General features: G+C 73.2%; 17 protein-coding genes and 1 pseudogene. 9 read left to right on the top strand and 9 right to left on the bottom strand.

Features of this window, described 5'->3' with window-relative positions; all coding sequences use genetic code 11:
- Positions 1–69 precede the first annotated feature (69 nt).
- From ureA to ABZ836_RS07120, 4 genes are read left to right on the top strand one after another with little or no spacing between them, the layout of a single operon-like run.
- Positions 70–678, top strand: a complete 609-nt coding sequence (gene ureA, locus ABZ836_RS07135) for an urease subunit gamma (protein ID WP_356128200.1) — start codon at positions 70–72, stop codon at positions 676–678.
- Complete coding sequence (locus ABZ836_RS07130; RefSeq protein ID WP_361140146.1) at positions 675–2,363, top strand: urease subunit alpha; 1,689 nt, start codon at positions 675–677, stop codon at positions 2,361–2,363. The genes ureA and ABZ836_RS07130 overlap by 4 nt, the downstream gene beginning before the upstream one ends.
- Before the next feature lie 31 nt (positions 2,364–2,394).
- The gene (locus ABZ836_RS07125; protein ID WP_361140143.1) at positions 2,395–4,068 is read left to right on the top strand and encodes an amidohydrolase; all 1,674 of its coding nucleotides are present in this window, start codon (positions 2,395–2,397) and stop codon (positions 4,066–4,068) included.
- A gap of 26 nt (positions 4,069–4,094) precedes the next feature.
- Positions 4,095–5,441, top strand: a complete 1,347-nt coding sequence (locus ABZ836_RS07120) for an MFS transporter (RefSeq protein WP_356128193.1) — start codon at positions 4,095–4,097, stop codon at positions 5,439–5,441.
- A 966-nt stretch (positions 5,442–6,407) separates the two neighbouring features.
- On the opposite strand, the gene ABZ836_RS07115 is transcribed toward ABZ836_RS07120, so the two are convergent.
- Positions 6,408–7,931, bottom strand: a complete 1,524-nt coding sequence (locus ABZ836_RS07115) for an aldehyde dehydrogenase family protein (RefSeq protein ID WP_361140139.1) — start codon at positions 7,929–7,931, stop codon at positions 6,408–6,410.
- A 63-nt stretch (positions 7,932–7,994) separates the two neighbouring features.
- Positions 7,995–9,305, bottom strand: coding sequence for a GAF domain-containing protein (locus tag ABZ836_RS07110; RefSeq protein WP_361140136.1), 1,311 nt, complete (start codon positions 9,303–9,305; stop codon positions 7,995–7,997).
- 204 nt (positions 9,306–9,509) lie between these two features.
- Between ABZ836_RS07110 and rpmG the strand changes: the two genes are divergently transcribed.
- Positions 9,510–9,674 (top strand): 50S ribosomal protein L33, encoded by a 165-nt coding sequence (gene rpmG / locus ABZ836_RS07105; protein WP_356128184.1) that lies wholly within the window; start codon positions 9,510–9,512, stop codon positions 9,672–9,674.
- 256 nt (positions 9,675–9,930) lie between these two features.
- Here rpmG and ABZ836_RS07100 read toward each other — a convergent pair whose 3' ends face one another.
- A complete protein-coding gene (locus ABZ836_RS07100; protein ID WP_361140132.1) occupies positions 9,931–11,118 on the bottom strand; it encodes an ROK family transcriptional regulator in 1,188 nt (395 codons plus the stop codon).
- A gap of 100 nt (positions 11,119–11,218) precedes the next feature.
- Positions 11,219–12,646: a xylulokinase gene (xylB, locus tag ABZ836_RS07095; RefSeq protein WP_361140129.1), complete on the bottom strand. Its 1,428-nt coding sequence runs from the start codon at positions 12,644–12,646 to the stop codon at positions 11,219–11,221.
- Between the two features lie 322 nt (positions 12,647–12,968).
- On the opposite strand from xylB, the gene xylA reads away from it, so the two are divergent.
- Positions 12,969–14,135: a xylose isomerase gene (gene xylA, locus ABZ836_RS07090; protein WP_361140126.1), complete on the top strand. Its 1,167-nt coding sequence runs from the start codon at positions 12,969–12,971 to the stop codon at positions 14,133–14,135.
- Positions 14,136–14,351: 216 nt separating this feature from the next.
- Complete coding sequence (locus tag ABZ836_RS07085) at positions 14,352–14,531, top strand: hypothetical protein (protein WP_356128172.1); 180 nt, start codon at positions 14,352–14,354, stop codon at positions 14,529–14,531.
- Positions 14,532–14,867: 336 nt separating this feature from the next.
- Here ABZ836_RS07085 and ABZ836_RS07080 read toward each other — a convergent pair whose 3' ends face one another.
- From ABZ836_RS07080 to ABZ836_RS07060, 5 genes are all read right to left on the bottom strand, one after another.
- A complete protein-coding gene (locus ABZ836_RS07080; protein ID WP_361140122.1) occupies positions 14,868–16,253 on the bottom strand; it encodes a tannase/feruloyl esterase family alpha/beta hydrolase in 1,386 nt (461 codons plus the stop codon).
- A gap of 474 nt (positions 16,254–16,727) precedes the next feature.
- Entirely contained in the window at positions 16,728–18,080 is a 1,353-nt protein-coding gene (locus tag ABZ836_RS07075) for a hypothetical protein (RefSeq protein WP_361140119.1), read from the bottom strand.
- Positions 18,081–18,316: 236 nt separating this feature from the next.
- The gene (locus ABZ836_RS07070; RefSeq protein ID WP_361140116.1) at positions 18,317–19,468 is read right to left on the bottom strand and encodes a serine hydrolase domain-containing protein; all 1,152 of its coding nucleotides are present in this window, start codon (positions 19,466–19,468) and stop codon (positions 18,317–18,319) included.
- 56 nt (positions 19,469–19,524) lie between these two features.
- Positions 19,525–20,610, bottom strand: coding sequence for an alpha/beta hydrolase-fold protein (locus tag ABZ836_RS07065; protein WP_361140113.1), 1,086 nt, complete (start codon positions 20,608–20,610; stop codon positions 19,525–19,527).
- 65 nt (positions 20,611–20,675) lie between these two features.
- Positions 20,676–20,903 carry a hypothetical protein gene (locus ABZ836_RS07060; protein ID WP_361140110.1) on the bottom strand — a complete coding sequence of 76 codons (228 nt, stop codon included), beginning with the start codon at positions 20,901–20,903 and terminating at the stop codon, positions 20,676–20,678.
- Here ABZ836_RS07060 and ABZ836_RS07055 point away from each other — a divergent pair.
- Positions 20,802–21,338, top strand: a pseudogene (locus ABZ836_RS07055) (helix-turn-helix transcriptional regulator); the annotation flags it as partial. The gene ABZ836_RS07060 and the pseudogene ABZ836_RS07055 sit on opposite strands and share 102 nt — an antisense overlap.
- A gap of 189 nt (positions 21,339–21,527) precedes the next feature.
- The gene (locus ABZ836_RS07050; protein ID WP_361140302.1) at positions 21,528–23,606 is read left to right on the top strand and encodes an NACHT domain-containing protein; all 2,079 of its coding nucleotides are present in this window, start codon (positions 21,528–21,530) and stop codon (positions 23,604–23,606) included.
- Positions 23,607–23,628 lie beyond the last annotated feature (22 nt).

The following is a 23,628-nucleotide window of genomic DNA, read 5'->3' as shown; positions in this document are numbered from 1 at the left end:
CACCGGGCAGGCTGTTGGGCACATCCCCAGGCAGGCCAACCGCCCACGCACTTCGAAGGAAGCCCGCCCATGCATCTCACCCCACGCGAGCAGGAACGCCTCACCCTGTTCTCGGCCGCGGAGCTCGCCCGCCGGCGGCTGTCCAGGGGCGCCCGTCTGGGCGCCACCGAGGCGATCGCCCTGGTGTGCGACGAGATCCTGGAGATGGCCTGGGACGCGACCCCGCTCGAGGAAATCGTGGAGCGCGCCGTGCACCTCGTGCCACGCGAGTCGCTGCTGCCCGGTGTGGCCGAGGCCGTGCCGTCCCTCCAGGTGGAGGCGCTCTTCCCGCACGGCACCTCCCTGGTTCACGTCACGGAGCCGTTCGGTCCCGCCGACGCGCAGGGCCCCGGGGCTGTGCTCCCCGCCGGCGGCGCGGTGGCGACAGACGGGCCGGCGCCCGACATCGAACTCGCGCCGGGCCGCCCACGCCGCGAACTGACGATCACCAACCACGGCCACCGTCCGGTGTGGCTCTCCTCGCACTTCCCGCTGGAGGAGGCCAACGCCGTCCTGAAGTTCGACCGCGAGGCCGCGCGTGGCCACCGCCTCGACGTCCCCTCCGGCACCTCCGTGGAGTTCCTGCCCGGCTGCACCCGAACCGTCACCGTGGTCGTCCGAGGAGGCCAGCAGCGATGAGCCGCATGTCCCGCACCGAATACGCCTCCCGGTACGGCCCCACCACCGGCGACCTTGTCCGTCTCGCCGACACCGACCTGTGGGTCCGGGTGGAGGCCGACGACACCGAGCCGGGCGAGGAGCTCCTCGGCGGCTGCGCCAAGTCCGCCCGCGACGGTCTGCTGGTCGCCGGACGCGCCGCCCGCGACAGCGCCCTGGACATGGTCGTCCTCGGCGTCCTCGTCCTCGACCCGCTCCTCGGCGTCCGCAAGACCAACATCGGGATCAAGGACGGCCGTATCGTCGGCACCGGCCGGGCCGGCAACCCCGGAAGCACCGACGGCGTCGAACTGGTCGTCGACTCCCACACCGCGATGATCACGGGCGAGGGCTTGATCGCCACCCCGGGCGTCGTCGACTCCCACGTCCACCTCTCCAGCCCCGAGGTGGTGCCCGCCGCGCTGGCCGCCGGCGTCACCTCGCTGGTCGGGATGGGCATCGGCGGTGTCTGGGACGTGGGCGCCAACCCCGCTTACAACCTGCACAGTTTGATCGAGGGCTGGCGGGACGCGCCGGTCAACGTGGCGTTCCTGGCCCGCGGCTCGTCCTCGTCGAAGGAGCTCCTGGAGCGGGCGGTGCTCGCCGGCGGCGGCGGGTTCAAGATCCACGAAGACTGGGGCGCCACCCCGGAGATCGTCGACACCTGCCTGACCGTCGCCGAGACGGCCGACCTGCCGGTCGCCCTGCACACCGACACGCTCAACGAGTCCGGCTACCTGTCCGACACCCTGGAGGCCACCCGGAACCGCACCGTGCACGCCTACCACGTGGAGGGCGGCGGCGGGCACCCAGACCTCCTGGAGATCGTGTCCCAGCCGCACGTGCTGACCTCCTCCACCACACCCACCCTGCCGCTCACCCCGGCGACCGTGGCGGAACTCCTGCCGATGACGATGACCGTGCACCGCGGCCACCACGGCGTGGAGTCCGACGTCTCCATCGCCGCCAGCCGGGTGCGCGAGCACGCCATCGCCGCCGAGAACGCCCTCCACGACCTGGGCGCCATCAGCATCGTGAACTCCGACTCCATGGGCATGGGCCGGATCGCCGAGACCGCTCGCCGCACCTGGCAGCTCGCCCATGTGCAGGCGCACCTCGCAGGTGAGACCGGACCGGGCTTCGTGAACAACGAGCGGGTGCTGCGCTACCTCGCCAAGATCACGCTAAACCCGGCCATCGCCCACGGCATGGCCCGCGAGGTCGGCGCACTGCGCCCCGGCAGCCTCGCCGACGTCGTCCTATGGCGGCCCGCCGCCTTCGGTGCACAGCCAGAACTCGTCCTGAAATCGGGCTTCGTCGCCTGGGGCGTCACCGGCTCGGGCTCCGGCTCCACCCGGCTGACCCAGCCGCGCGTGATGAAGCCCTACTTCGGCGGCCTCGGAGGCGCGCCGCGCCGCCTGTCCCGCGTCTTCGTCTCCCAGGAGTGCCTGGAGGACCGGGCCGCCGCCCAGGCGCTGCCCCGCGGGGTGCGCTACACGCCGGTCCGCGACAGCCGTGGCCTGAGCAGGGCCGACATGGTCGGCAACACCGCGGTCCCGGACGTGCGGGTGCCCACCACCGCCGACTCGGTCCTCGTCGACGGACGCCCCGTCGAGATCCACCACGCCACCACCCTGCCGCTGACCCGGCTCCAGAACCTCGCCTGACGCCGGTACACACCGCAGGAAGCGAACAGCCATGCTCGACCTCAAACTCGTCAACGCCCGGATCCGCACCGTGGACGACGCCCACCCGAGGGCCGTCGCCCTGGGTGTCCTGCACGGCCGGATCGTCGGCCTGGACGACACCGTCGCGGACCTGCCCGCCCGCACCACCGTCGACTGCGGCGGCGCGGCCGTCGTCCCCGGCTTCGGCGACGCCCACAACCACATGGCCTGGTTCGGCCAGTCCCTCGACGAACTCGACCTGTCCGGTGCCACCACCCCGGGCGAGGTCCACGACGCCGTCGCCCGCCGCGCCGCCGCCCTCCCGGCGGACGCCTGGATCGTGGGCTCCGGCTACGACGACACCGTCATGGGCGCCCACCCGCACCGCGAAGCGCTCGACCGGGCCGCCGGGGGCAGGCCGGTGTGGCTCAAGCACCGCTCCGGCCACATGTGCGCGGTGAGCAGCGAAGTGCTCCGGCTCGCCGGAATCCTGGACGGCCGCGCCGCCGAGCCGGACGGCGGAGTGGTCGTCCGCGACGCCGCCGGGGCCCCCACCGGACTGCTCCAGGAGCGCGCCCAGTCGCTGGTGACCGGCCTGGTCATGCCCTACCCGGTGGCCGGCCTGGCCGACGCGATCGGCCGGGCCAGCGCCGTCTACGCCTCCGAAGGGCTCACCCACGTCACCGAAGCGGGCATCGGCCGCGGACTGATCGGGCGCAGCCCCGTCGAGGCCGTCGCCTACCAGACGGCCCGGGAGCGCGGAACGCTGCTCACCCGGGTCGAGCTGATGGTGGCCGCAGACAACCTGCACCCCCTCGACGCGCACGCCGACGACGGCATCACCCACGGCATCGACCTCGGCCTGCGGTCCGGCTTCGGCGACGACCGGCTGCGGATCGGCCCGATGAAGATCTGGCTGGACGGCTCCCTGATCGGCCGCACCGCCACCGTCACCGAGCCCTTCTGCGGCCACGACCACTCCACCGGCGTCTACCAGGACGATCCGGACCGGATGCGCCGCCTGGTGGTCGCCGCCCACCGGGCGGGCTGGCGGGTCGCCGCCCACGCGATCGGCGACGCCGCCGTGGACCTCGCCCTCGACGCGCTGGCCGAGGCCCGCCGCGTCGCACCGCGCCCGGGAGTCAGACACCGCATCGAACACGCGGGCGTGGTCCGACCCGACCAGCTCGCCCGGCTCGCCGACCTCAAGGTGACTCCCGTCCCACAGGCCCGCTTCCTGCACGCCGTGGGTGACACCATGGCGCAAGCGCTCGGCCCGGCCCGGACCGCGTGGCTGTACCGCCACCGGTCCTTCCTCGACCACGGACTGCGCGTGCCCGGCAGCTCGGACCGCCCGGTCGCCCCCGGCGCCCCGCTGCTCGGCATGCAGTCCATGGTCGAGAGACTGAGCCGGGACGGTGTGGTCCTCGGACCCGACGAGCGGGTCACCTCCGAGCAGGCCCTGCGCGCGTACACCCTGGACGCCGCTTGGGCGAGCCACGACGAGGACCGGCGGGGAAGCCTCACCCCCGGCAAACTCGCCGACCTCGTACTGCTGTCCGACGACCCGGTCGAGGTCGACGGCAGCCGGATAGGCGCCATCGGCGTGCTCGCCACCTTCGTGGCCGGCACCTGCGTGTACGGCGCCGACGCCCTCCGGGACGCCGGTTCGGTGACCGGTTCCCTCCCCCTGGCCGGCGTCTGACGGCCGTACGCAAGGAGCACCTGCACATGAGCAAGCTGGAAACCGCCCAGGGCGCCGCCGCCCCGGACACCGGGAAGGTCGTGGTGTCCGAGAAGGACGCGGGACGGGTGGCCTTCGCCTCCTTCGTCGGCACCGCGCTGGAGTGGTACGACTACTACCTGTTCGGCACGGCCGCAGCCATCGTCTTCAACCGGCTGTACTTCACCTCCCTCAACCCCACAGCCGCCACCCTGGCCGCCTTCGCGACCTTCGGCGTCGGCTTCGCGGCCCGCCCGATCGGCGCCGTCGTCTTCGGCTGGCTCGGCGACCGCATCGGCCGCAGGCCCGCCCTGCTGATAACCGTCGTCATGATCGGTGTGGCCACCGGCCTGATCGGGCTGCTGCCCGGATACGCCACGATCGGTATCGCCGCGCCACTGCTGCTGGTGCTGCTGCGCCTGCTCCAGGGCATCGCGGTGGGCGGTGAGTGGGGCGGCGCCGTCACCCTGGCCGTCGAGCACGCGCCGCCCGCCAAGCGCGCCCGATACGCGGCCCTGCCGCAGATCGGCTCCCCGGTCGGCACCCTGCTCTCCTCCGGTGCCTTCACCCTCGTCCTGCTGATGCCCGAGGACACCTTTGACTCCTGGGGCTGGCGTCTGCCGTTCCTGGCCGCCTTCCCGATGCTCCTCATCGCCGTCTACATCCGTCGCCGGGTCGAGGAATCGCCGCTCTTCGAGGAGCTGCTCAAGCAGGACGAGCGCACCAAGGTTCCCGCGGTGGCCGTCTTCCGCACCGCGTGGCGGCGCCTGCTGATCGCCATCGTCTCGGCGCTCCTGGGCGTCGGCGGCTTCTACATCCTGACCACCTTCGTGATCAGCTACGGCGCCGACACCCTGGGCCTGTCCCGGAGCCTGATGGTCAACGCCACCCTGGTGGCGGCCGTCGTGGAGATCGCGGTGATCCTGGTCGTGGGCCGCTACGCGGACCGGCTCGGCCCCGGCCGGGTCACCTTCTGGGGCGGACTCGCCAGCGCCCTGATCGCCTTCCCGGTGTTCTGGATGATCGACACCGAGAACGCCGCCCTGGTGGTCCTCGCGGTGACGCTCGGCATCGCCTGCCTCTCGGTCGCCTACGCCGTCTCAGGCGCACTCCTCACCGAGCTTTTCCCGGCGAACCTCCGCTACAGCGGTGTGGCCCTCGCGTACAACCTGGCGGGCGCACTCACCGGCTTCCTGCCGTTCGCCGCGACCGCGCTGCTCGACATGAGCGGCGGTGCCTCGTGGCCGGTGGGTCTGCTCCTGGTGGGGCTGTCGCTGGCCACCGCCCTCGGTGGCTTCTACGGCGAGCGGATGCGAGTGAAGGACTCGGTGGTCTCCGCCGACGCATCCGCCTGACCCTGCCCGAAGGCCCCGGTCACCAGGAGATTCTCCTGGTGACCGGGGCCTTCGCCATCGCAGGGCGGCCAGCTCCGGCAGCCCTGTGCTCATCCGCATTCGTCAGCAAGCATGCCCGGGCGCAGGAGCAGAACGAAGAGTGGCACCGGGCTTTGCGGTTGGATGGAGCGTAACTCTCTGTCGGTCAGTTCCCTGGAGCAGGTCGAGGTCCTACGCCGGGCGCTTGATGCGCTCTGCCGGAAATCGACGGCACGCCGATGGCTGCCACGACCGCGCGGCGGAAGAGCACGGCGCCCAGTGACGTGCTCAACAGGGCAGTGGAGACAGGTAACTTCCGGAGGAATCCGCTGTTCGGCATCCGGTGGAGCGCAATCGCGGTCAGCGACGAGATAGACCCTGCGGGCCTCCCGGATCTTCCCCAGATGGCGCGCCTGCCGGGCGCGGTCTCGCCATGCGTCCTGCGGAAGTGATACACCTCCGGATATCGCTGTGTCATGTGCCGCTTGGAGGGTGGGGTCTGCTCAACCTGATTCGGTGAGTGGTGACCGCGGGCAAGGAGTGGAGCAACGACGGTTTCCCCGTTCCGATACCGCCAGTGCTCGGGAGCTGTGGTGAGGGAGCACGTTGAGCGCTTCGGCGTAGTGGATGACGGCCGTCTGTTCCTTAGGGGGTTGGCCGCGGGACTCGTCGAACGGGTTCCTCGATGGTTTCCAGGAACATGCCAACCAGTTGATCGACCGGGCGATCCGGGAGTGGGACCGGGTGTCCCAGTCCGCTCCGAGGCGGCGTCGATGACCTTGGGCAGGGCCGTCCTGGACCGGAAACAGACCGGGACAGCTGGTCCGGGACGGGAAACCGGTGGGAGGGATCGGGAGCAGCCGGTCATCCCCGCTCCGCTGTTCGAAGTCGTGGAGGCAAGGGTGCTTGACCTGCGTTCGCGCAGGTCAAGCACCCTTTTCCAGGCCCTCAGAAGAGCCCGACCTCCTTGGCGGAGTAGGAGACCAGGAGGTTCTTGGTCTGCTGGTAGTGGTCCAGCATCATCTTGTGGGTCTCGCGGCCGATGCCCGAGCCCTTGTAGCCGCCGAAGGCGGCGTGCGCCGGGTAGGCGTGGTAGCAGTTGGTCCAGACGCGGCCGGCCTGGATGGCGCGGCCCGCGCGGTAGGCGGTGTTGACGTCGCGGGTCCAGACGCCCGCGCCGAGGCCGTAGAGGGTGTCGTTGGCGATCTTCATGGCGTCGTCGAAGTCGCCGAAGGAGGCCACCGAGACGACCGGGCCGAAGATCTCCTCCTGGAAGATCCGCATGCGGTTGTCGCCCTCGAAGATGGTGGGCTGGACGTAGTAGCCGCCCTGCAACTCGCCCTCGTGCTCGATGCGTTCGCCGCCGGTGAGCACCTTGGCGCCCTCCTGGCGGCCGATGTCCAGGTAGGAGAGGATCTTCTCCAGCTGGTCGTTGGAGGCCTGCGCGCCGATCATGGTGTCGGTGTCCAGCGGGTGGCCGGGGACGATCCGCTCGGTGCGCTCGACCGCGGCGGCGAGGAAGTCGCCGTAGTGGCCGCGCTGGATGAGGGCGCGCGAGGGGCAGGTGCAGACCTCGCCCTGGTTGAGGGCGAACATGGCGAAGCCCTCGAGCGCCTTGGTCAGGAAGTCGTCCTGGGCGCGGGAGACGTCGTCGAAGAAGATGTTCGGCGACTTGCCGCCCAGTTCGAGGGTGACCGGGGTGATGTTCTCCGAGGCGTACTGCATGATCAGGCGGCCGGTGGTGGTCTCGCCGGTGAAGGCCACCTTGGCGACCCGCGGGCTGGACGCCAGCGGCTTGCCGGCCTCCACGCCGAAGCCGTTGACGATGTTGAGGACGCCCGGCGGGAGCAGGTCGGAGACCAGGCTCAGCCAGTAGTGGATGGAGGCGGGGGTCTGCTCGGCCGGCTTGAGGACCACCGCGTTGCCCGCCGCCAGGGCCGGGGCGAGCTTCCAGACGGCCATCAGGATCGGGAAGTTCCACGGGATGATCTGTGCGACCACGCCCAGCGGCTCGTGGAAGTGGTAGGCGACGGTGTCGTCGTCGATCTCCGCCAGCGAGCCCTCCTGCGCCCGGACCGCGCCCGCGAAGTAGCGGAAGTGGTCGACGGCCAGCGGGATGTCGGCGGCCAGGGTCTCGCGGACCGGCTTGCCGTTCTCCCAGCTCTCGGCGACCGCCAGCTTCTCCAGGTTCGCCTCCATGCGGTCCGCGATCCGCAGCAGGATGTCGGCGCGGGCCGCCGGTGAGGTGCGGCCCCAGGCCGGGGCGGCGGCGTGCGCGGCGTCCAGGGCGCGCTCCACGTCCTCGGCGGTGCCCCGCGCCACCTCGGTGAACGGCTGCCCGTTCACCGGGGACGGGTTCTCGAAGTACTGGCCGCGGGCCGGCGGCACGTACTCGCCGCCGATGAAGTGGTCGTAACGCGCCTGGTAGGAGACGATCGCGCCCTCGGTGCCCGGCGCTGCGTAACGGGTCATCTGTCTGCCTCCCGGAGAAGTGCCGCCCGCCGTTGGACGGCTCATCAGCTTCGGTCGCGGAGGCTAGGCGGGCCGACGTTGCGCGGACGTTGCGACCGGGCGGCGGAGGCCGAACGGCGGGAGCGGGACGCCGAGTTCGCGTTCCAGCGCGGCGAGTCGGGCCCGTACCGGGGCGGTGGGGCGGACGGCGGCGAGGGCCCGCCAGACCTCGAGGTCGTCCTCGCCCCACGGGGCGTGCGCCCAGTCGGCGAGCAGGTCCGGGTCGCCGCGCGCGATCAGCGCGGCGCGCAGCGCGTCCGCCGTACGGCGGCGCAGCCGGGCGACCGCGGGCGCCTGCGAGGAGGGCAGCAGCGGTCCCGCGTACGCGGCCGCCGCCGCGGCGACGGCTCCGGTCTCCAGCCGCCGTTCCACCAGACCCAGGTCGCAGTCCACCGGCGAGGTCAGCCGGTACGGCCGGGAGGCCAGCACGTCCGCTCCCAGCACTCGCCGCAGGCGGGCCAGTTCGGCGCGCAGGGTGACGGGCGGGACGGCCTCGTCGGGGTAGAGGGCACAGGCCAGTTCGTCGCCGGTCAGGCCCTCCGGGTGGCGGGCGAGCAGCACCACGATCTCGGAGTGCCTGCGGCTCAGCCGGACCCGGCGCCCGCCGCCGGTCCGCAGCAGCGCCTCGTCCCTGCCGAGCGCCGTCAGCTCCAGCGCGCCGCCGCCGCGAGACGGCGGTTCCAGCAGGGCGAGCTGGGACTCGACGGCGCGGGCGACGGCCTGCACGAAGCCCAGGGAGTGCGGGTGGGCCAGCCCGTTGCCGCCGGTGATGTCGACGGCGCCGAGGATCCGCCCGGTGCGGGGGTCGTGCACCGGGGCGGCCGCGCAGGTCCACGGCTGGACCTGGCGGCAGAAGTGCTCGGCGGTGAACACCTGCACGGGCCGGCCGACGGCGACCGCGGTGCCGGGCGCGTTGGTGCCGACGGCGGTCTCGGACCAGCGGGCGCCGGGCACGAAGTTCATCGCGTCCGCGCGCCGCAGCGTGGACGGGCAGCCCTCGACCCACAGCAGACGTCCGTGGGCGTCGCACACCGCGAGCAGGTGGCCGCCGTCGTCGGCGAAGGTGCCCACCAGCTCCCGGATCAGCGGCATCATCCGGGAGAGCGGGTGCTCGGCCCGGTAGGCCTGGAGGTCCGCGTCGGCCAGTTCGACGTCGGCGGTGCGGTCCGGTCCCACCCCGGCCCGGGCGGACCGCCGCCACGAGTCGGCCACCACCGCCCGCACGGGACGGGGCACGGTCCCCACCTTGGTGAACACCTCGTGGGCCCGGCGCAGCGCACGTGTCCGCGCCGCCGGATCGGCTCCCGGCTCCAGGGCCACCCATGGATCGGTCAACTCGGCCTCCCGCAGGGCGACGACGGCATGCGGTCCGCGTCACATCCTCATGCGGGGCGGGACGGGCGACAAGGCGTCGCACCGAAGGGATTCGGTGGAGAACGGGCGGGTGGGGACGGGATGGGCGCCCCGGGACGCGCATCCCGTCCCGGGAATGCGGAGACCCCCGCCGCCGTTGACATGGACCGAACGGAAGGAGGACCCATGGCACGCAGTACCGCGCGTCCCGTGGTGAAGCTGAGGTCGACGGCCGGGACGGGTGTCACGTACGTGACCCGGAAGAACCGGCTGAGCGATCCCGACCGGCTGACCCTGCGCAAGTACGACCCGGTGGCCCGGGAGCACGTCCTGTTCCGCGAGGAGCGGTAGACCCCGGCCCGCCGCCCGGGCGCGGGAGCACCGGGCCGCGGCGTGGGCGGAGGGGCGGCCTTGGCATGCACGACGCCGGGGCCGCCCCTCCGCATGCCGTCCTGGCCCGCGTGCCGTCCCTGACCGCCGGCCGTCCCTGACCGTCGGCCGCCACGGGCCGGCGGGCCGCTCCGGCCTGCGGGTGATCGCGGACGGCCGGCGGTGGTCGCGGACGGCCCGCGGTGGTCGCGAACGGTCGCGGACGGCCCGCGGGTGGTCAGGAGTCGCGTTCCGCCACCGAGGCGGGATCGTCGAGGACGCCGCGGATCACCGAGTGCGCCGCTCCGAGCAGGGGCCCCTCCGGGCCGAGGCCGGAGACCGACACCTCGCAGGAGCGCCCCGCCGTGCGCGCGGACAGCTCCGAACGCAGCGCGGGGAGCAGCCACGGGGCCAGCGCGGAGAGCTCGCCGCCCAGGACCACGGCCTGCGGGTCCAGCAGGTTGACCGCCCCGGTCAGGGCGATGCCCAGGGCCGTGCCGGCGTCGTGCAGGGCGGAGCGGACGGCCTCGTCGCCCGCCTCGGCGCGCTCCGCGAGCAGGCCCACCCGACCCTCGCCCGGTTCGAGACCCACCTTGCGCAGGACCGCGTCCTCACCGGCGTACTGCTCCAGGCAGCCGATGCCGCCGCACCCGCACGGCGGCCCGTCCGGCCGCACCGGCACATGGCCGAGCTCACCGGCGAAGCCCCGCACACCGCGCAGCAGCCTGCCGTCCACCACCAGGGCCGCGCCGATGCCGATCTCCGCCGAGACGTGCAGGAAGTCGGGAGGCGTGTCCTTGCCGAGCCACAGTTCGGCCAGGCCGCCCAGGTTGGCCTCGTTGTCCACGACCGGCTCCAGCCCGCAGGACAGCAGCGCGCCCAGGTCGGTGCGGTGCCAGCCCAGGTTGGGCGCCCTGACCACGGTCCGCGCGTCGCGGGCCACCAGGCCGGGCACCGCGACCGTCAGCCCGGCCGCCCACAGCCCCAGCGCCGCGGCCTCCGCCACCACCTGGCGGACCAGCGTCCCCAGCTCCTCCAGGACCGGCTCCGGCGGACGCCCCCGGTTGGGGCCGTAGCGGACCGCGCGGGCCCGGACCTCGCCGCGCAGGTCGACCGCGCACACCGCCAGGTGGTCGACGCCGACCTCGGCACCGATGCCGGCCGGACCCTGCGCGCTCACCGTCAGCGCCGAGCCGGGCCGCCCGCGGCCGGACGCGCCGTTGCGCTCGGGGCCGAGCTCCTCCAGCAGCCCCCAGCGCACCAGGTCGTCCACGAGGGTGGAGACGGCGGCCCTGGTCAGGCCGATGCGGGAGGCCACCGCGGCGCGCGAGAGCGGACCCTCGCCGCGCACGGTGTGCATCACGCGGCCGAGGTTGCGGCGGCGCATGCCGGCCTGGGTGTCGGGGAGCTGCTTGCGTGCGGTCATACCTCTTCCTGGGCCCGGCCGCCGCGCGGGTGCGGGGCCGGGCGGTCGTCCGCCTGGCTGCCGTCCGCGCGGTCCCGCCGTCGGGACCGCGCGGGCCCGGTCAGGGACGGTCCAGCAGCGGGTTCGCCGCGGCCAGCACGGAGCCGATGCGCTCCAGCGCGGCGTCGTCCCGCTCCACGGCGTCCAGCACCGGACCGTCGGCCGTGTTCCAGCGGCGGGCGACGGCGGCCGGGTCCTCACCGGTGAGCAGCCCCGCGGCCTGCGCCGCGGCGCCCAGCGCCACCAGCTCCTGGGCCTGCGGAATCTGCACCGGACGGCCGGACAGGCGGCGCACGGTGTCCCGCCAGGCCGTACCGCGGGCGCCGCCGCCGATCAGCAGCAGCGGCGCGGCCGGGTCGGCGTCCTCGTCCAGGACCAGGTCGAGCGCGGCCAGCAGCGCGTGCACCGCGCCGTCGTACGCGGCCTGCAGGAGCTGGCCGGCGGTGGTGTCGTGGCGCAGGCCGTGGATCAGACCGGAGGCGTGCGGGAGCGCGGGGGTCCGCTCGCCGTCCAGGTACGGCAGCATCGTCACGCCGGAGCCCGGCTCCACCGCCTGCCGGTCGATGCCCAGCAGCTCGGCCGTCCGGTCCACGGCCAGCGTGCAGTTCAGCGTGCACGCCAGCGGCAGCCAGCCCGCGTTGGCCGCGGCGAAACCGGCCACCGTGCCGGTCGGGTCGGCCGGGCGGCGCCCGGTGACCGCGTACACCGTGCCGGAGGTGCCCAGGCTCATCACCGGGGTGCCCGGGCGCACGCCCAGGCCCAGCGCCGCGGCGGCGTTGTCACCCGTGCCGGGGGCCACCAGCACGCCTTCGGCCAGCGGAAGCCCGGCGCGGACCGTGCCGGCGGCCTCGCCGGGGCGGACCACCCGGGGGAGCAGGGCCGGGTCCAGGCCGATGTGCTCCAGCGTCTTGGCGTCGTACTCCTCCGTGGCGGACGCCCACCAGCCGGTGCCGGAGGCGTCCCCGCGGTCCGTGGTGCCCTCGCCGGTCAGCCGCTCGGTGAGGTAGTCGTGCGGCAGCCGCACGGCGGCGACACGGGCGGCGGCCTCCGGCTCGTTCTCCGTCAGCCAGGCCCACTTGGTGACCGTGAACGAGGTGCTGGGCACGCTGCCGGTGCGCTCGGCCCACGCCTCCGGGCCGCCGAGCTCCTCGATCAGGCGGCGCGTCTGCGGCGCGGAGCGGACGTCGTTCCACAGCATCGCGGGCCGGACCGGTTCGCCGGCGGCGTCCAGCGTCACCAGGCCGTGCTGCTGGCCGCCGATCGAGATCGCCTTCGCCTCGCGGACCACGTCGCCGCACTGCTCGAGGGCCGAGCACAGGGCGTCCCACCACTCGCCGGGGTCGCTCTCCCGGCGGTCGCCGCCGGTGACCGTGTGCCGGGCCTGTCCGCTCGCCACGACGCGCCCGGTGGCGACGTCGACGACCAGCGCCTTGGTGGACTGGGTGGACGTATCCACACCGACGACGTACGTACCCTCGGTGGCTGACATCGGGCTCTCCCTGTGATTCCGCGGCTTGCGGGATTGTGCCTGGTGGACGGCGGTGCTCGCGACCCCCGTCGGTCACGGTCCCACCTGCGTCGCCGGGCCGGACCCGCTTCCCGGACCCGCTTCCCGGACCCGCTTCCCGGACCCGCTTCCCGGACCCTGCCCAGGGCCTTGACGGGCCTTGTCGGGTCCTGACCCGGCCCCGGCGGGCCCTGGTGGGCCTTCGGGGGTCCGAGCCCCGGGTTGTCTCTTCCCAGCGACGTGGTTGCATACTAATTTGTAAACCGGCCTGACGAAATAGTCGATCCGAGCGAGGAGCCACGTCATGAGCACCCGGCCCACCCCTGAGGACAAGTTCACCTTCGGTCTCTGGACCGTCGGCTGGCAGGGCAAGGACCCCTTCGGTGACGCGACGCGTCCCGCCCTCGACCCGGTCGAGACCGTGCAGCGTCTCGCCGAGCTCGGCGCCTACGGCGTGACCTTCCACGACGACGACCTGATCCCCTTCGGCTCCTCGGACGCCGAGCGCGAGGCGATCGTCAAGCGCTTCCGCGAGGCCCTGGACGCCACCGGCATGAAGGTGCCGATGGCGACCACCAACCTCTTCACCCACCCGGTCTTCAAGGACGGCGGCTTCACCGCCAACGACCGCGACGTCCGCCGCTACGCGCTGCGCAAGGTCATCCGCAACATCGACCTCGCCGTCGAGCTGGGCGCCACCACCTACGTCGCCTGGGGCGGCCGCGAGGGCGCCGAGTCCGGTGCCGCCAAGGACGTCCGCGTCGCCCTCGACCGGATGAAGGAGGCCTTCGACCTCCTCGGCGACTACGTCGTCTCCCAGGGCTACGACCTGCGCTTCGCCATCGAGCCCAAGCCGAACGAGCCCCGCGGCGACATCCTCCTCCCGACCATCGGCCACGCCCTGGCTTTCATCGAGCGCCTCGAGCGCCCCGAGCTGGTCGGCCTCAACCCGGAGGTCGGTCACGAGCAGATGGCCGGTCTCAACTTCCCGCACGGCATCGCCCAGGCGCTGTGGGCGGGGAAGCTCTTCCACATCGACCTCAACGGCCAGTCCGGCATCAAGTACGACCAGGACTTCCGCTTCGGCGCCGGTGATCTGCGCCAGGCGTTCTGGCTGGTCGACCTGCTGGAGAGCTCCGACTACGCCGGCCCGAAGCACTTCGACTTCAAGCCGCCGCGGACCGAGGACTTCGACGGCGTGTGGGAGTCCGCCGCGGGCAACATGCGCAACTACCTCCTGCTGAAGGAGCGCGCCCTGGCGTTCCGCGCCGACCCGGAGGTCCAGGAGGCGCTGCGCGCCGCCCGCCTCGACGAGCTGGCCCAGCCCACCGCCGCGGACGGCCTCGAGGGCCTCCTCGCCGACCGCTCCGTCTTCGAGGAGTTCGACGTCGACGCCGCCGCCGCGCGGGGCATGGCGTTCGAGCGCCTCGACCAGCTGGCCATGGAGCACCTGCTCGGCGCCCGCGGCTGATCCTCCTCGTCAGGCACGGCCCCGGATCGCCCCGTACCGCTTCGGCGGTGCGGGGCGATCCGCGTCTCCGGCACGGCACGCGTCCGTGTAAGGGCCGCCTCAGGGTTTTCTCAGGGTCGCGTCGGGGCCGAGTGGGGGACCCGGGAGGAACCGTCCGGTCGTCCGGAGGCGTTCACTGGAGGAGAGCGGCAACGCGCCGCGGAGGAGGCGACGAAGATGTCGAGGAACGCGAAGATCGCCGCAGGGGCCACGGCTGCCGGGCTGGTCCTGCTGTTCTGGCTGCCGTGGTGGGTGTCCCTGCTGATAGTGCTCGGGGTCCCGGCCGCCTACTTCGCCCTGGACCCGGGCCAGCGGCGCCGGCTCCGCCGGGTGTCCCGCAAGCAGCTGGGGCGCTGAGTCCGCCCGCGCGTACCGGGGGCTCCGCCCTGATCGGGCCGGCTCGGGTCGGGGCATCCGGTGTGCAGCCGGGGTTGCCGGCCGGGTTCGCGGGCCCCTGCGGGCGGGCGAACGGGGTGGTGGCACCCGTACCGCCCGCCCCCGCTCGCCCCGACCCGTGCAGCGCGCACCGACCCACGCCCGCCCCCCGCCCCCGCGGCGGGGGCTGGTGCTGAGGCCGCTGCTGCCGCACGAGACCGACCGCGGTGATCCGGAGCTGCTCCGACGCACCGGAGCGGAGGCCGGACGCCGGGGGCGTGCCGGTCTCCGCTCCGGAGGGTGGCGGGTGGGTCGCCGCTAGCCGTTCAGCGGGCAGGTGTTGACCACGTCGCCCTCGGCGGGGCGGGCCACGTCGTGGTCGGCGGGCGGCCGGACGCCGTCCTCCACCCAGGCGGTCAGCGCGTCGAACGCGGAGCGGTGGCAGGGCAGCATCGGCCGCAGGGACGCCGGGTAGGTGTCGTACAGGCCGTCGACGTGGGTGCCGCCCTCGATGCCGTAGTAGCGGTGCAGGTGACCGCGGCCGGCCCTGTCGATCATGCGGGCGTACACGTCGGAGTCCGCGGCCTTGGGCAGCAGGGTGTCCAGGTCGCCGTGGAGCGTGATCATCGGGCGGCCGATGCGGCCGGTGAGCGAGACCCGCTTCACCGCGTCACGCACCGCCCGGGGCCGGGAGGCGTAGTCGTACTCCGCGTCGGAGGCGCACGGCGCGAGGATCTCCGCCACCGTGGAGCCCGCGGACGGGCCCGGGCAGGCCGGGTCGTACGACGGGTCGAACTCGGCACGGTAGGTCTTCTGCGTCACGCCCCAGTACGCGGTGGCGTGGTACGGCCACAGGAACTCCGAGCCGTGGGCGAAGCCGACCGAGTAGAGGTCCTCGTCGTCGGCCGCGCCACGCATGTGGGCGACGGTCGTCGGCAGGGAGGTGAACATGTTGGGGCCGTCCGCGGTCCACAGCGTGCCCTCCCAGTCCACGCCGCCGTCGTACAGCTCCGGGTGGTTCTCCAGCTGCCAGCGGGCGAGGTAGCCGCCGTTGGAGATGCCGGTGACGTACGTCCGCCGCGGGGCGGTGCCGTACCGCTGGGCGGCGGTCGCCTTGGCGGCGCGCGTGAGCTGGGTGACGCGGTCGTTCCACTCGACGATCGCGTCACCCGGGCGCTTGCCGTCGGTGTAGAAGTCCGGCGTGCTGTTGCCCTTGTCGGTGGCGGCGTACGCGTAGCCCAGGGACAGCACGTGGTCCGAGATGGCGGTGTCCGAGGCGTACTGCTTGCGGGTGCCCGGTGCGCCGGCGACGACCAGGCCGCCGTTCCAGTCGTCGGGGAGGCGGATCACGAACTGGGCGTCGTGGTTCCAGCCGTGGGTGGTGTTGAAGGAGGACGTGTCCGGGAAGTAGCCGTCGATCTGCACGCCGGGAACACCGGAGGGCTTGCGGGTGGCCACGGAGGTCAGGCCCGCCTGGTCGGCCATGTCGGTGTACGGGGTGCCGGCCAGGCCCGTCGTGGTCAGGTCGTCGAGACAGGCACTCCTCTGGTGGTCCGCGGCGGGCACCTTCAGGAGGGCGTGACGGGCGCAGTGGCCCGGGGCGCCGGCCGGCGCGGAGGTGCCCGCCGCGGCGGGCGAGGCGCCGAGTGCGGTCACGGCCAGCAGGGTCGCGGCGACCCAGGGCACACCTGGGGACAGACGCATGAACGGCCTCCAGAGGCTGAGGAGCGGAACGGGCGGCGGCCGGCCGCCCCCGCGGTGGCGCGCACGGGCGCGGCTGCGGCGGGGCGGTGGGGCCGCGGGCTGCCTCATGGTGGTGGCCTGGCGGCCCGTCAACCATGTGGCGGAACACCAGGGATGGGGGTGCCTGGGTGGTGGGGGCCGCCACATCCCCTCGCGGGGAGGCCTTTCCCCTTCCGGTGGCGGCGCGGTGGCGGCACGGCGGTGGCGCGGCGTTGGCGCGGTGGCGGCCTCGGTGGCGGCCTCGGTGGCGGCCTTGGTGGCGGCACCGGTCGGCCGGGCGTGAGGCGCACGCCGCCGCCCCCAGGTGGCGTGCCCGAGGACCAGATGGTGCGTGCCCGCGGGAACGGCCGGAGCCGGGACGCCGCCGGGGCGTCCCGGCTCCGGCCGGTGAACAGCGCGGTGCGTCGGTCGGCACCCGCGATCGGTCCGAACCGGTCAGACGGACGGGTTCACCACGATCGCGGAGCGGTTGTTCGCGTCCTTCGGGTCGAAGGGGAGCGGCCCGCCGTAGTCGCTCGTCAGCTCCAGCCGTCCGGCGGCGTCGGGCACGACCGTCTCCACCCGGAGCGTGAAGACGAAGTCACGCACGGCGTCCGCGGTCACCCACATCGGCATGGTGCAGTCGTAGCGGGGCGCACCGGCCGTGCCCTGGTAGTAGCCGCCCGTCAGGGTCCTGGGGCGGCATCCGGACGGCGCGGTCGTCACCTTGGCACCCTCGGGGACGTAGAACGCGATCCGGGCGACAGGGTCTCCGGAGCCCGAGTTGGCGACCCAGGCCGGTCCGCGGTTGCGGAACCGGACCCTGGCCTGGACCGTCTCCCCGGCGGCGGCGGTCACTTCGGCACCGCGGACGGCGAAGTCGGCGCTGCTGCGCACGGCGACCCCGGCGATGGCGTAGTTGTCCGAGGGGTTCGCGTCCACGGCGCCGTCGGCCGGCAGGGCCCTCATGTCGACGCGCTCGGCCAGGGCGAACGACTTGGCCGCGATCCGCAGCGGCTCCGGCAGCTCCACGGTGTCGCCGGGCTCCAGCACCGTGTCGAACGCGCAGTCCACGGTGGTCATCGGTATGTACCCGTCGGTCAGGTCCGGGTCACGGTAGGTGCACCCGGGGAACCGCTCCGGGAAGTCCAGGCCGTAGGTGCCAACCATCCAGAGGGTGAAGCCCCGCGCGGGCTCGTTGCCCTCGTTGGTGACGGCGAAGGGCAGGGTGACGGTGTCGCCGGGAACGACGCCCTCGGGTGAGGAGGTCTTCACGACCAGGTCGGGGCCGGAGGCGACCCGGACGGTCGTCTCGGCCGACTCCGTCGGCGCCACCAGCCGGCCCTCGGGGCCGCCCGTCGCCTCCGCCTCGTAGGTGATCCGTCCCTCGACGCCCGCGGCGGCCCCCGCCGCCGCCCGGACCCTGAGGGTCACGCCCGGCCAGTCCTCGTCGTTGATGGAGGCGACCTCGGGCACCTCGCAGACGGCCGTGACGCCGCTCGGCGAGCAGCTCTCCGGCCATGCCACCTCCGCCACTCCGGCGAGGCCGGAGGCATCCACGGACAGACGCCCGTCGGTGACGGTGAAGTGGTCGTTGTCGTGGTACAGGCTGACGAAGACGTCACGGTACGCGGCCGGTCCGTCCGCGGGCGCGGTGAGTACCGGCACCTCGTAGGGCGCGTTGATCCAGAGCTGGTCCGACTCCTCGTCCGCGACGGCGGGCGCGATGCTCGAGCCGGCGGCGATCACCGCCCCGGCGACCGCCCCCACGCCGAGCCGCAGCGCGCGGCTGAAGGACTTCGATCTCATGATGCCTCTTTCCTCGTCCTGACACCGGAGGCCGGGGACACCGCTCGACGCGCGATCCGGTTCCGCCCCGACGGAGCGTCAGACGATCAGGGCGGCGGAACGTTGTGGCGTGCCGCCGGTGCGAGAGGAAGGTCACATTCAGGGGCGGCACGGAGGCAGTTGCCAGGAGATCAGCCGGCTCCGGCCGCCTCCCCCGCCGGACTCATGCGGGGGAGGCGGCCACCGGGAGGCGCGGGTCAGCTTTCGCAGATGGCCGTCTCCACGACCGCGTGCATCTGGGGAGCGGGTGTGCCGAACTGGAACATCACGTTGGTCATGGCGGAGGCGTGCCGGCCGTCCTCCGTGACCAGGGTGTACGACTGGTAGCCCGGCATGGCGCCGCTGTGGCCCCACGCCGTGACGCCGCAGGACAACTGCCTCGCCACGAGTCCCAGGCCGACGCCCAGGTCACCCACGTCCGCGACGTCCATCATCTCGGCCAGGGACTCGGGGGAGAGCAGTTCACCACCGAGAAGCGCCTGGTAGAAGGCCGTCACGTCCTCCAGGGTGGACACCATCGCTCCGGCACCGCCGTAGAGGGACGGGTCGATGACCTGGGCCCGGGTCCAGGCGAAGAAGCCGCCGAGCCGGACGCCGTGGTAGCCGGTGACGGCCGGGAGGGGCAGTGCGCGGTCCCCGGGGGCGGGGATGAAGGTCCTGGTGAGGCCCAGCGGCTCGATGACGCGGCTCCGGACCGCCTCGCGCGCCGGTGCTCCGGTGACCGCTTCGACGAGCAGCCCGAGGATCACGTAGTTGGTGTTGGAGTACGTGAAAGCCGCGCCCGGCACCGAGACGGGATCGAGGCGCAGGCCCGTCCGCACGACCTCCCGCGGATCGTACGTACCGTCGGACCGGCGCGGGGGCTGGACCGTCAGCACGTCGAGGGGCAGGCCCGGGCTGTACGCCGCGATGCCGCTGGTGTGCTGCAGGAGGTGCCGCACGGTGATGCGGGTGCCGTCGTGGCCGTTGCCGGTGACGAGACCGGGCAGGTACGTCTCGATGGGCGAGTCGAGGGCGATCCTGCCCTCGTCCACCAGTTGCAGCACCACGGTGGCCGTGAAGGTCTTGGTCTGGCTGCCGACGAGGAAGTGCTCGTCCTCCTGGATCGGCCGGTCGGCGCCGTACGTGCCGGTGCCGGCGGACAGCGTCCAGTCGGTGCCGTCCGCGCCGGCGTGGACTGCGGCTCCCGGGCCGGCGGCGGCCTGGAGCGTCCGGAGCGCCGCGAGGGTCGCGGCGTGGTCGTCGGTCCGGGCGTACGCCGTGCCGCTGTGCGCGGTGAGCGTCATCGCCATCGCGCACACGGCGCCGACGACGACGGAGAGCCTGGTTCTGTTACGGCGGGTGGTCACGCGGGTTCTCCTCGATGACTCGGTGGTCGGGCAGGGGGCCAGGAGCAGGGCGGCCGTCAGGGGGCGGCTGCGAAGGCCGCTGTCACGCGGGGGACCCAGTCCGCGAACGCGGGCGCCCAGCAGGTGTAGCTGTGCGTGCCGTTGCAGGCGGGGTCGAGGGAGGCGCCGTTCCCGTAGTCGACGAGGCGGTTCCCGATGCCGAGCCGGTCCAGACGGGACTTGACGGTGTGCGAGGCCCTGGCGGTGTGGCTCTCGATGAGGTCGTTGTCGCCGGTGTAGAGGGTGATGCCGGTGTCGGCGAGGCGGGCCAGGTTGGTGGGAGAGGCAGGGTCGTACGCCTTCCAGACCCGGTCGTCGAAGATCGGGTACGGCGACCCGAAGATCGCGTCGCTGTCGACGTACGGGCCGTAGCCCGCGCAGGTGCCGGGGGCGGCGGAACTGATCGCGCACCAGACGCCCGGCAGGTTGAGCTCCGTGGCCAGGACGGTGGCGCGGACCTCCGCCATGCTGAAGTCGAGGCCGCCGGACAGGGCGGCCACGTGGCCGAACAGGTCGGGCCGTGCCTCGGCGTAGTGCAGGGCGCCGCTGCCGCCCATGGACAGCCCGGAGACGGCGCGGTGGGCGCGGTCCGGCCGGGTGCGCAGGTTGGCGTCGATGAACGGGACGACCTGCTCCAGATGGAAGGTCTCCCAGTTGGCGGCGCCCAGCGCGGTGTTCTGCATGACCCAGTCGGCGTACCAGCCCTTGCGTCCGCCGTCGGGGACCACGGTGATCATGTCGTCGGAGCGCAGGGCGGGCACCGCCGCCGCGTCGTCGACGGTGCCGGGGCCGCCGTGCAGGAAATAGGTGACGGGCCAGCGCCGGTCGGGGTCCGCGGCGTACCCGGAGGGCAGGAACACCCGGATCCGGTGGGGACCGGCGACCTCGGCGGTGGTGACGGTGAGGGTGAAGTCCGTGTCGCTGTGGGCGACGGATCCGCCGGCGACCTGGGTCAGGCCGAACCCGTCGCGGAAGACGGGGACCTGCGGGGCGGCGGCGTGGGCCGGCTGCGCCGACAGGGCGCCCAGCACGGCCACCGCCGCCGCGGCGGTGGACATGGCCCGGCGGACGTGGTGCCGGACACGGGACGTGGGACGAGTCATGGTGGGTCGCATTCCTTCTCGTGGGTCGGTGATCGCCGTCTCCGGGCTTTTCCCGCCGGTCCCCATTACCGCTGGCAGGCGGCAGGGAGAACCAGCAGAAGCACGAGAGCGATCAGAACCAGCAGGCTTCCTGACACCCCTTCGGGATTCTTGTTGTTGATTTCGATCCGTCCTCCTGGCGCGATGCGCGGATGCTCGGTCACGTAATGGTCGAGGTGTTTCTGCTCGGCGTCGGACTGACGCAGCCACAAGGTCCGGTGGCCACAGTCACCGCACCAGTAGCGGTAGGCCATGTCGATTCCTGTCTTCCGTCCCGCACCGCCCGTGCCGGCGGCCGACCGTCCGGTCACACCCGTCACCGGCCGGGCGGTCGCCTCCCCCCTTGGCACGGGCGGTGCAGGTGCTCCCAGCGTGGTGTCCGACCCGGGAACGAGGCCATGACATGGGCCTGGACATATATGTCAAGGTCGTCCCGGTACACTGCGGCGCCAGGGTCACCGGGCCACGGGGGGCGTGGAAGCGCAGGCGGGAGGGGTGTCGAAGTGACGGACGAGCTCGGTCCCTTGCTGAGGGAGCTGAGGAGGAAGGCGGGCCTGAGCCAGCTGAAGCTGGAGGAACGCTCGGGCATCAGCGCGACCCACATCAGCCGGATCGAGACCGGGAGGGCACGCAACGTCCGCAGGGACACCGTGATCCAGCTCCTCGACGCCATGGAGCCGGACGCCGACGACCGCCGCAGAATGGCGGCGGTACTCACCGCACTTCAGGTCGAGACCCCCGCCGAACCTGTCACGGAAACGCCTTCGCCTTCGCTTTCCGCCCCTCCTTCGCTTTCCGCCTCGCCTTCGCCTTCCGTCACCCCTTCGCTTTCCCCGTCCCCTCCACCGCCGGAAATGCGGCGGGAATTGCCCGGGCCGGTGAACAGCCGGATCGTCGAAGCCGCCGCCGAACTGGCCACGGAAACGCGTCGCCGATTACAGCGGGAGGAGGAACAGCGCCTCGTCCTCGATCCGTATCCGCTCCCGGTGCGGTGGCGTCCCGTGTCCGGGTCCTCCTGGATCACCGACCTCGACGCGAACATCCGGCGACTTCCGCCCGGCGCCGACGCCGAGCCGCTGGACCTGAGCGGTGATCGGGACAGCATCGGCGACCTGTACCGGAGCATCGGCTCGCGGCGGCTGGTCGTCCTCGGCCGGGCGGGCTCGGGCAAGTCGGTGCTCGCCGTCCGGCTCGTCCTCGACCTCCTCCGGGACGGCACCCGCTCCGGAACCGACCCCGTACCGGTGATCTTCGACATCGGTGCCTGGGACCCCACCGCCCACACCCTGCGCGGCTGGCTCACCGACCGGCTGCTGCGCGACCACCCGTACCTGGACCGCCCGTACCCGGACCGCCGTTCCTCCCCCGACGGGTCGCCGGCCGTGGCGCTCGTGGAGGACGGGTACGTGCTTCCGGTCCTGGACGGCTTCGACGAGATGGCCGAGGGCCTGCGGCGCAGGGCGCTCGAGGAGCTCAACCGGACGTCGCTGCCGCTCGTCCTGACCAGCCGCCCGGACGAGTACGCGACGGCCGTGCGGCCCGCGCCCGACAGGGCGGCGACGCCGCTGAAGTGGGCCGCCGCGGTCGAGTTGGCCGACGTCACGCCGGCCGACCTCCTCGACTACATGCCCCGCGCCACCCGCTCCGCCACGTCCGGCGAGGGTTCGTGGCGCCGCGTCCTGGCGGGGCGTACGGAGCCGGAGCTGCGGCTGCGTCAGGTCCTCAGCACCCCGCTGATGGTGTTCCTGGCCCGCACGGTGTACGGCGAGGGGGAGGCCGGGGACCCGAGGGAACTGACGGACGCGGCACGCTTCCCCACCGAGGACTCCCTGCGGCGCCATCTGCTCGCCGCCTTCGTACCGACGGTCTACCGGCCGCGTGCGTCCGAGGGACACACCCGGGGCGACCGGACCCGGCAATGGACGCCCGAGCGCGCCCGGCACTGGTTCGGCCACCTCGCCCGCCACCTGGCCCGCACCGGTCGGCAGCGGCAGGACATCGCGTGGTGGCAGATCGGCCGGTCGCTGCCCACCTCGACCCGTGCGCTGGCAGTGGCGGCGGTGTCCGCGCTGTGCGTCGCCCTGACGGTCTGGCTGACCAACGCCCTCATCTCCGTGTTCCTCCAGGAGATCACGTTCGTCCCGGCGATGACCCAAGGGGCCGCCCTGGGACTCGGCGCGGGGATCACCTGCGGCGCCCTGTACGCGGGGATGACCACGTTCGGCGGCAGCGCCTTCGCCCCGTCGCGCACCCGACTGCGCCTGCGCCCACCCGGCGGGCTCGGCACCGGGCGATCCCTCGCCCGCACGTTCGCCGCCCGTTTCGGCGCCATGCTGCTGGCCGGGCTCGCCCTGGGCGTCGGCGTCTCCTGCACCACGACGCTGCAGCGGGTCCTCTACCTCGACTGGGCGCTCACGTCGTCCGAGGTGCTCCGGGTCCTGGCGACCGACGCGTTGCTGCTCGGGCTGATCTTCGGTCTCGCCTTCGGCACGGTCTTCGGACTGACCGCCATGCTGGAAGCCCCCCTGGACGTGTCCTCCGCGGCCACACCCGACAGCCTCCTGGACGCCAACCGCAGGGCCGTGCGGAGCCAGTTGTCCGTCATCGCTCCCGCACTGGCCCTGGCGATCGCCTTCGGCGGGGAGCTGATCACCTCACTGCTGGACCCGCTCCTCGGCCCTCTGGTCTGGCTGCCGCAGGACGCGGTGGTCATCGGCACGGTGGGCGGCATCGGCGGCGGCCTGTCGTACGCCCTGTGCTTCACCGCATGGGGACAGTGGCTGATCTTCGTCCGCCTCCTGCTGCCCCTGAGGGGCCGGCTGCCCTGGAACACCGACGCGTTCCTGAAGGACGCGTACCACCGAGGAGTCCTCCGGAGGACGGGCGCGGTCTACCAGTTCCGCCACATCCACCTCCAGCAGCACCTCGCTCACACCTCGCTCCGTCGCCAGGCCTGACGACGACCACTGCCCGGGCGCG

The organism is Streptomyces sp. NPDC047130 (genome assembly GCF_040643475.1).
In the GTDB taxonomy this organism is placed as follows: domain Bacteria; phylum Actinomycetota; class Actinomycetes; order Streptomycetales; family Streptomycetaceae; genus Streptomyces.
This window is presented reverse-complemented; position numbering and strand designations above follow the sequence as displayed.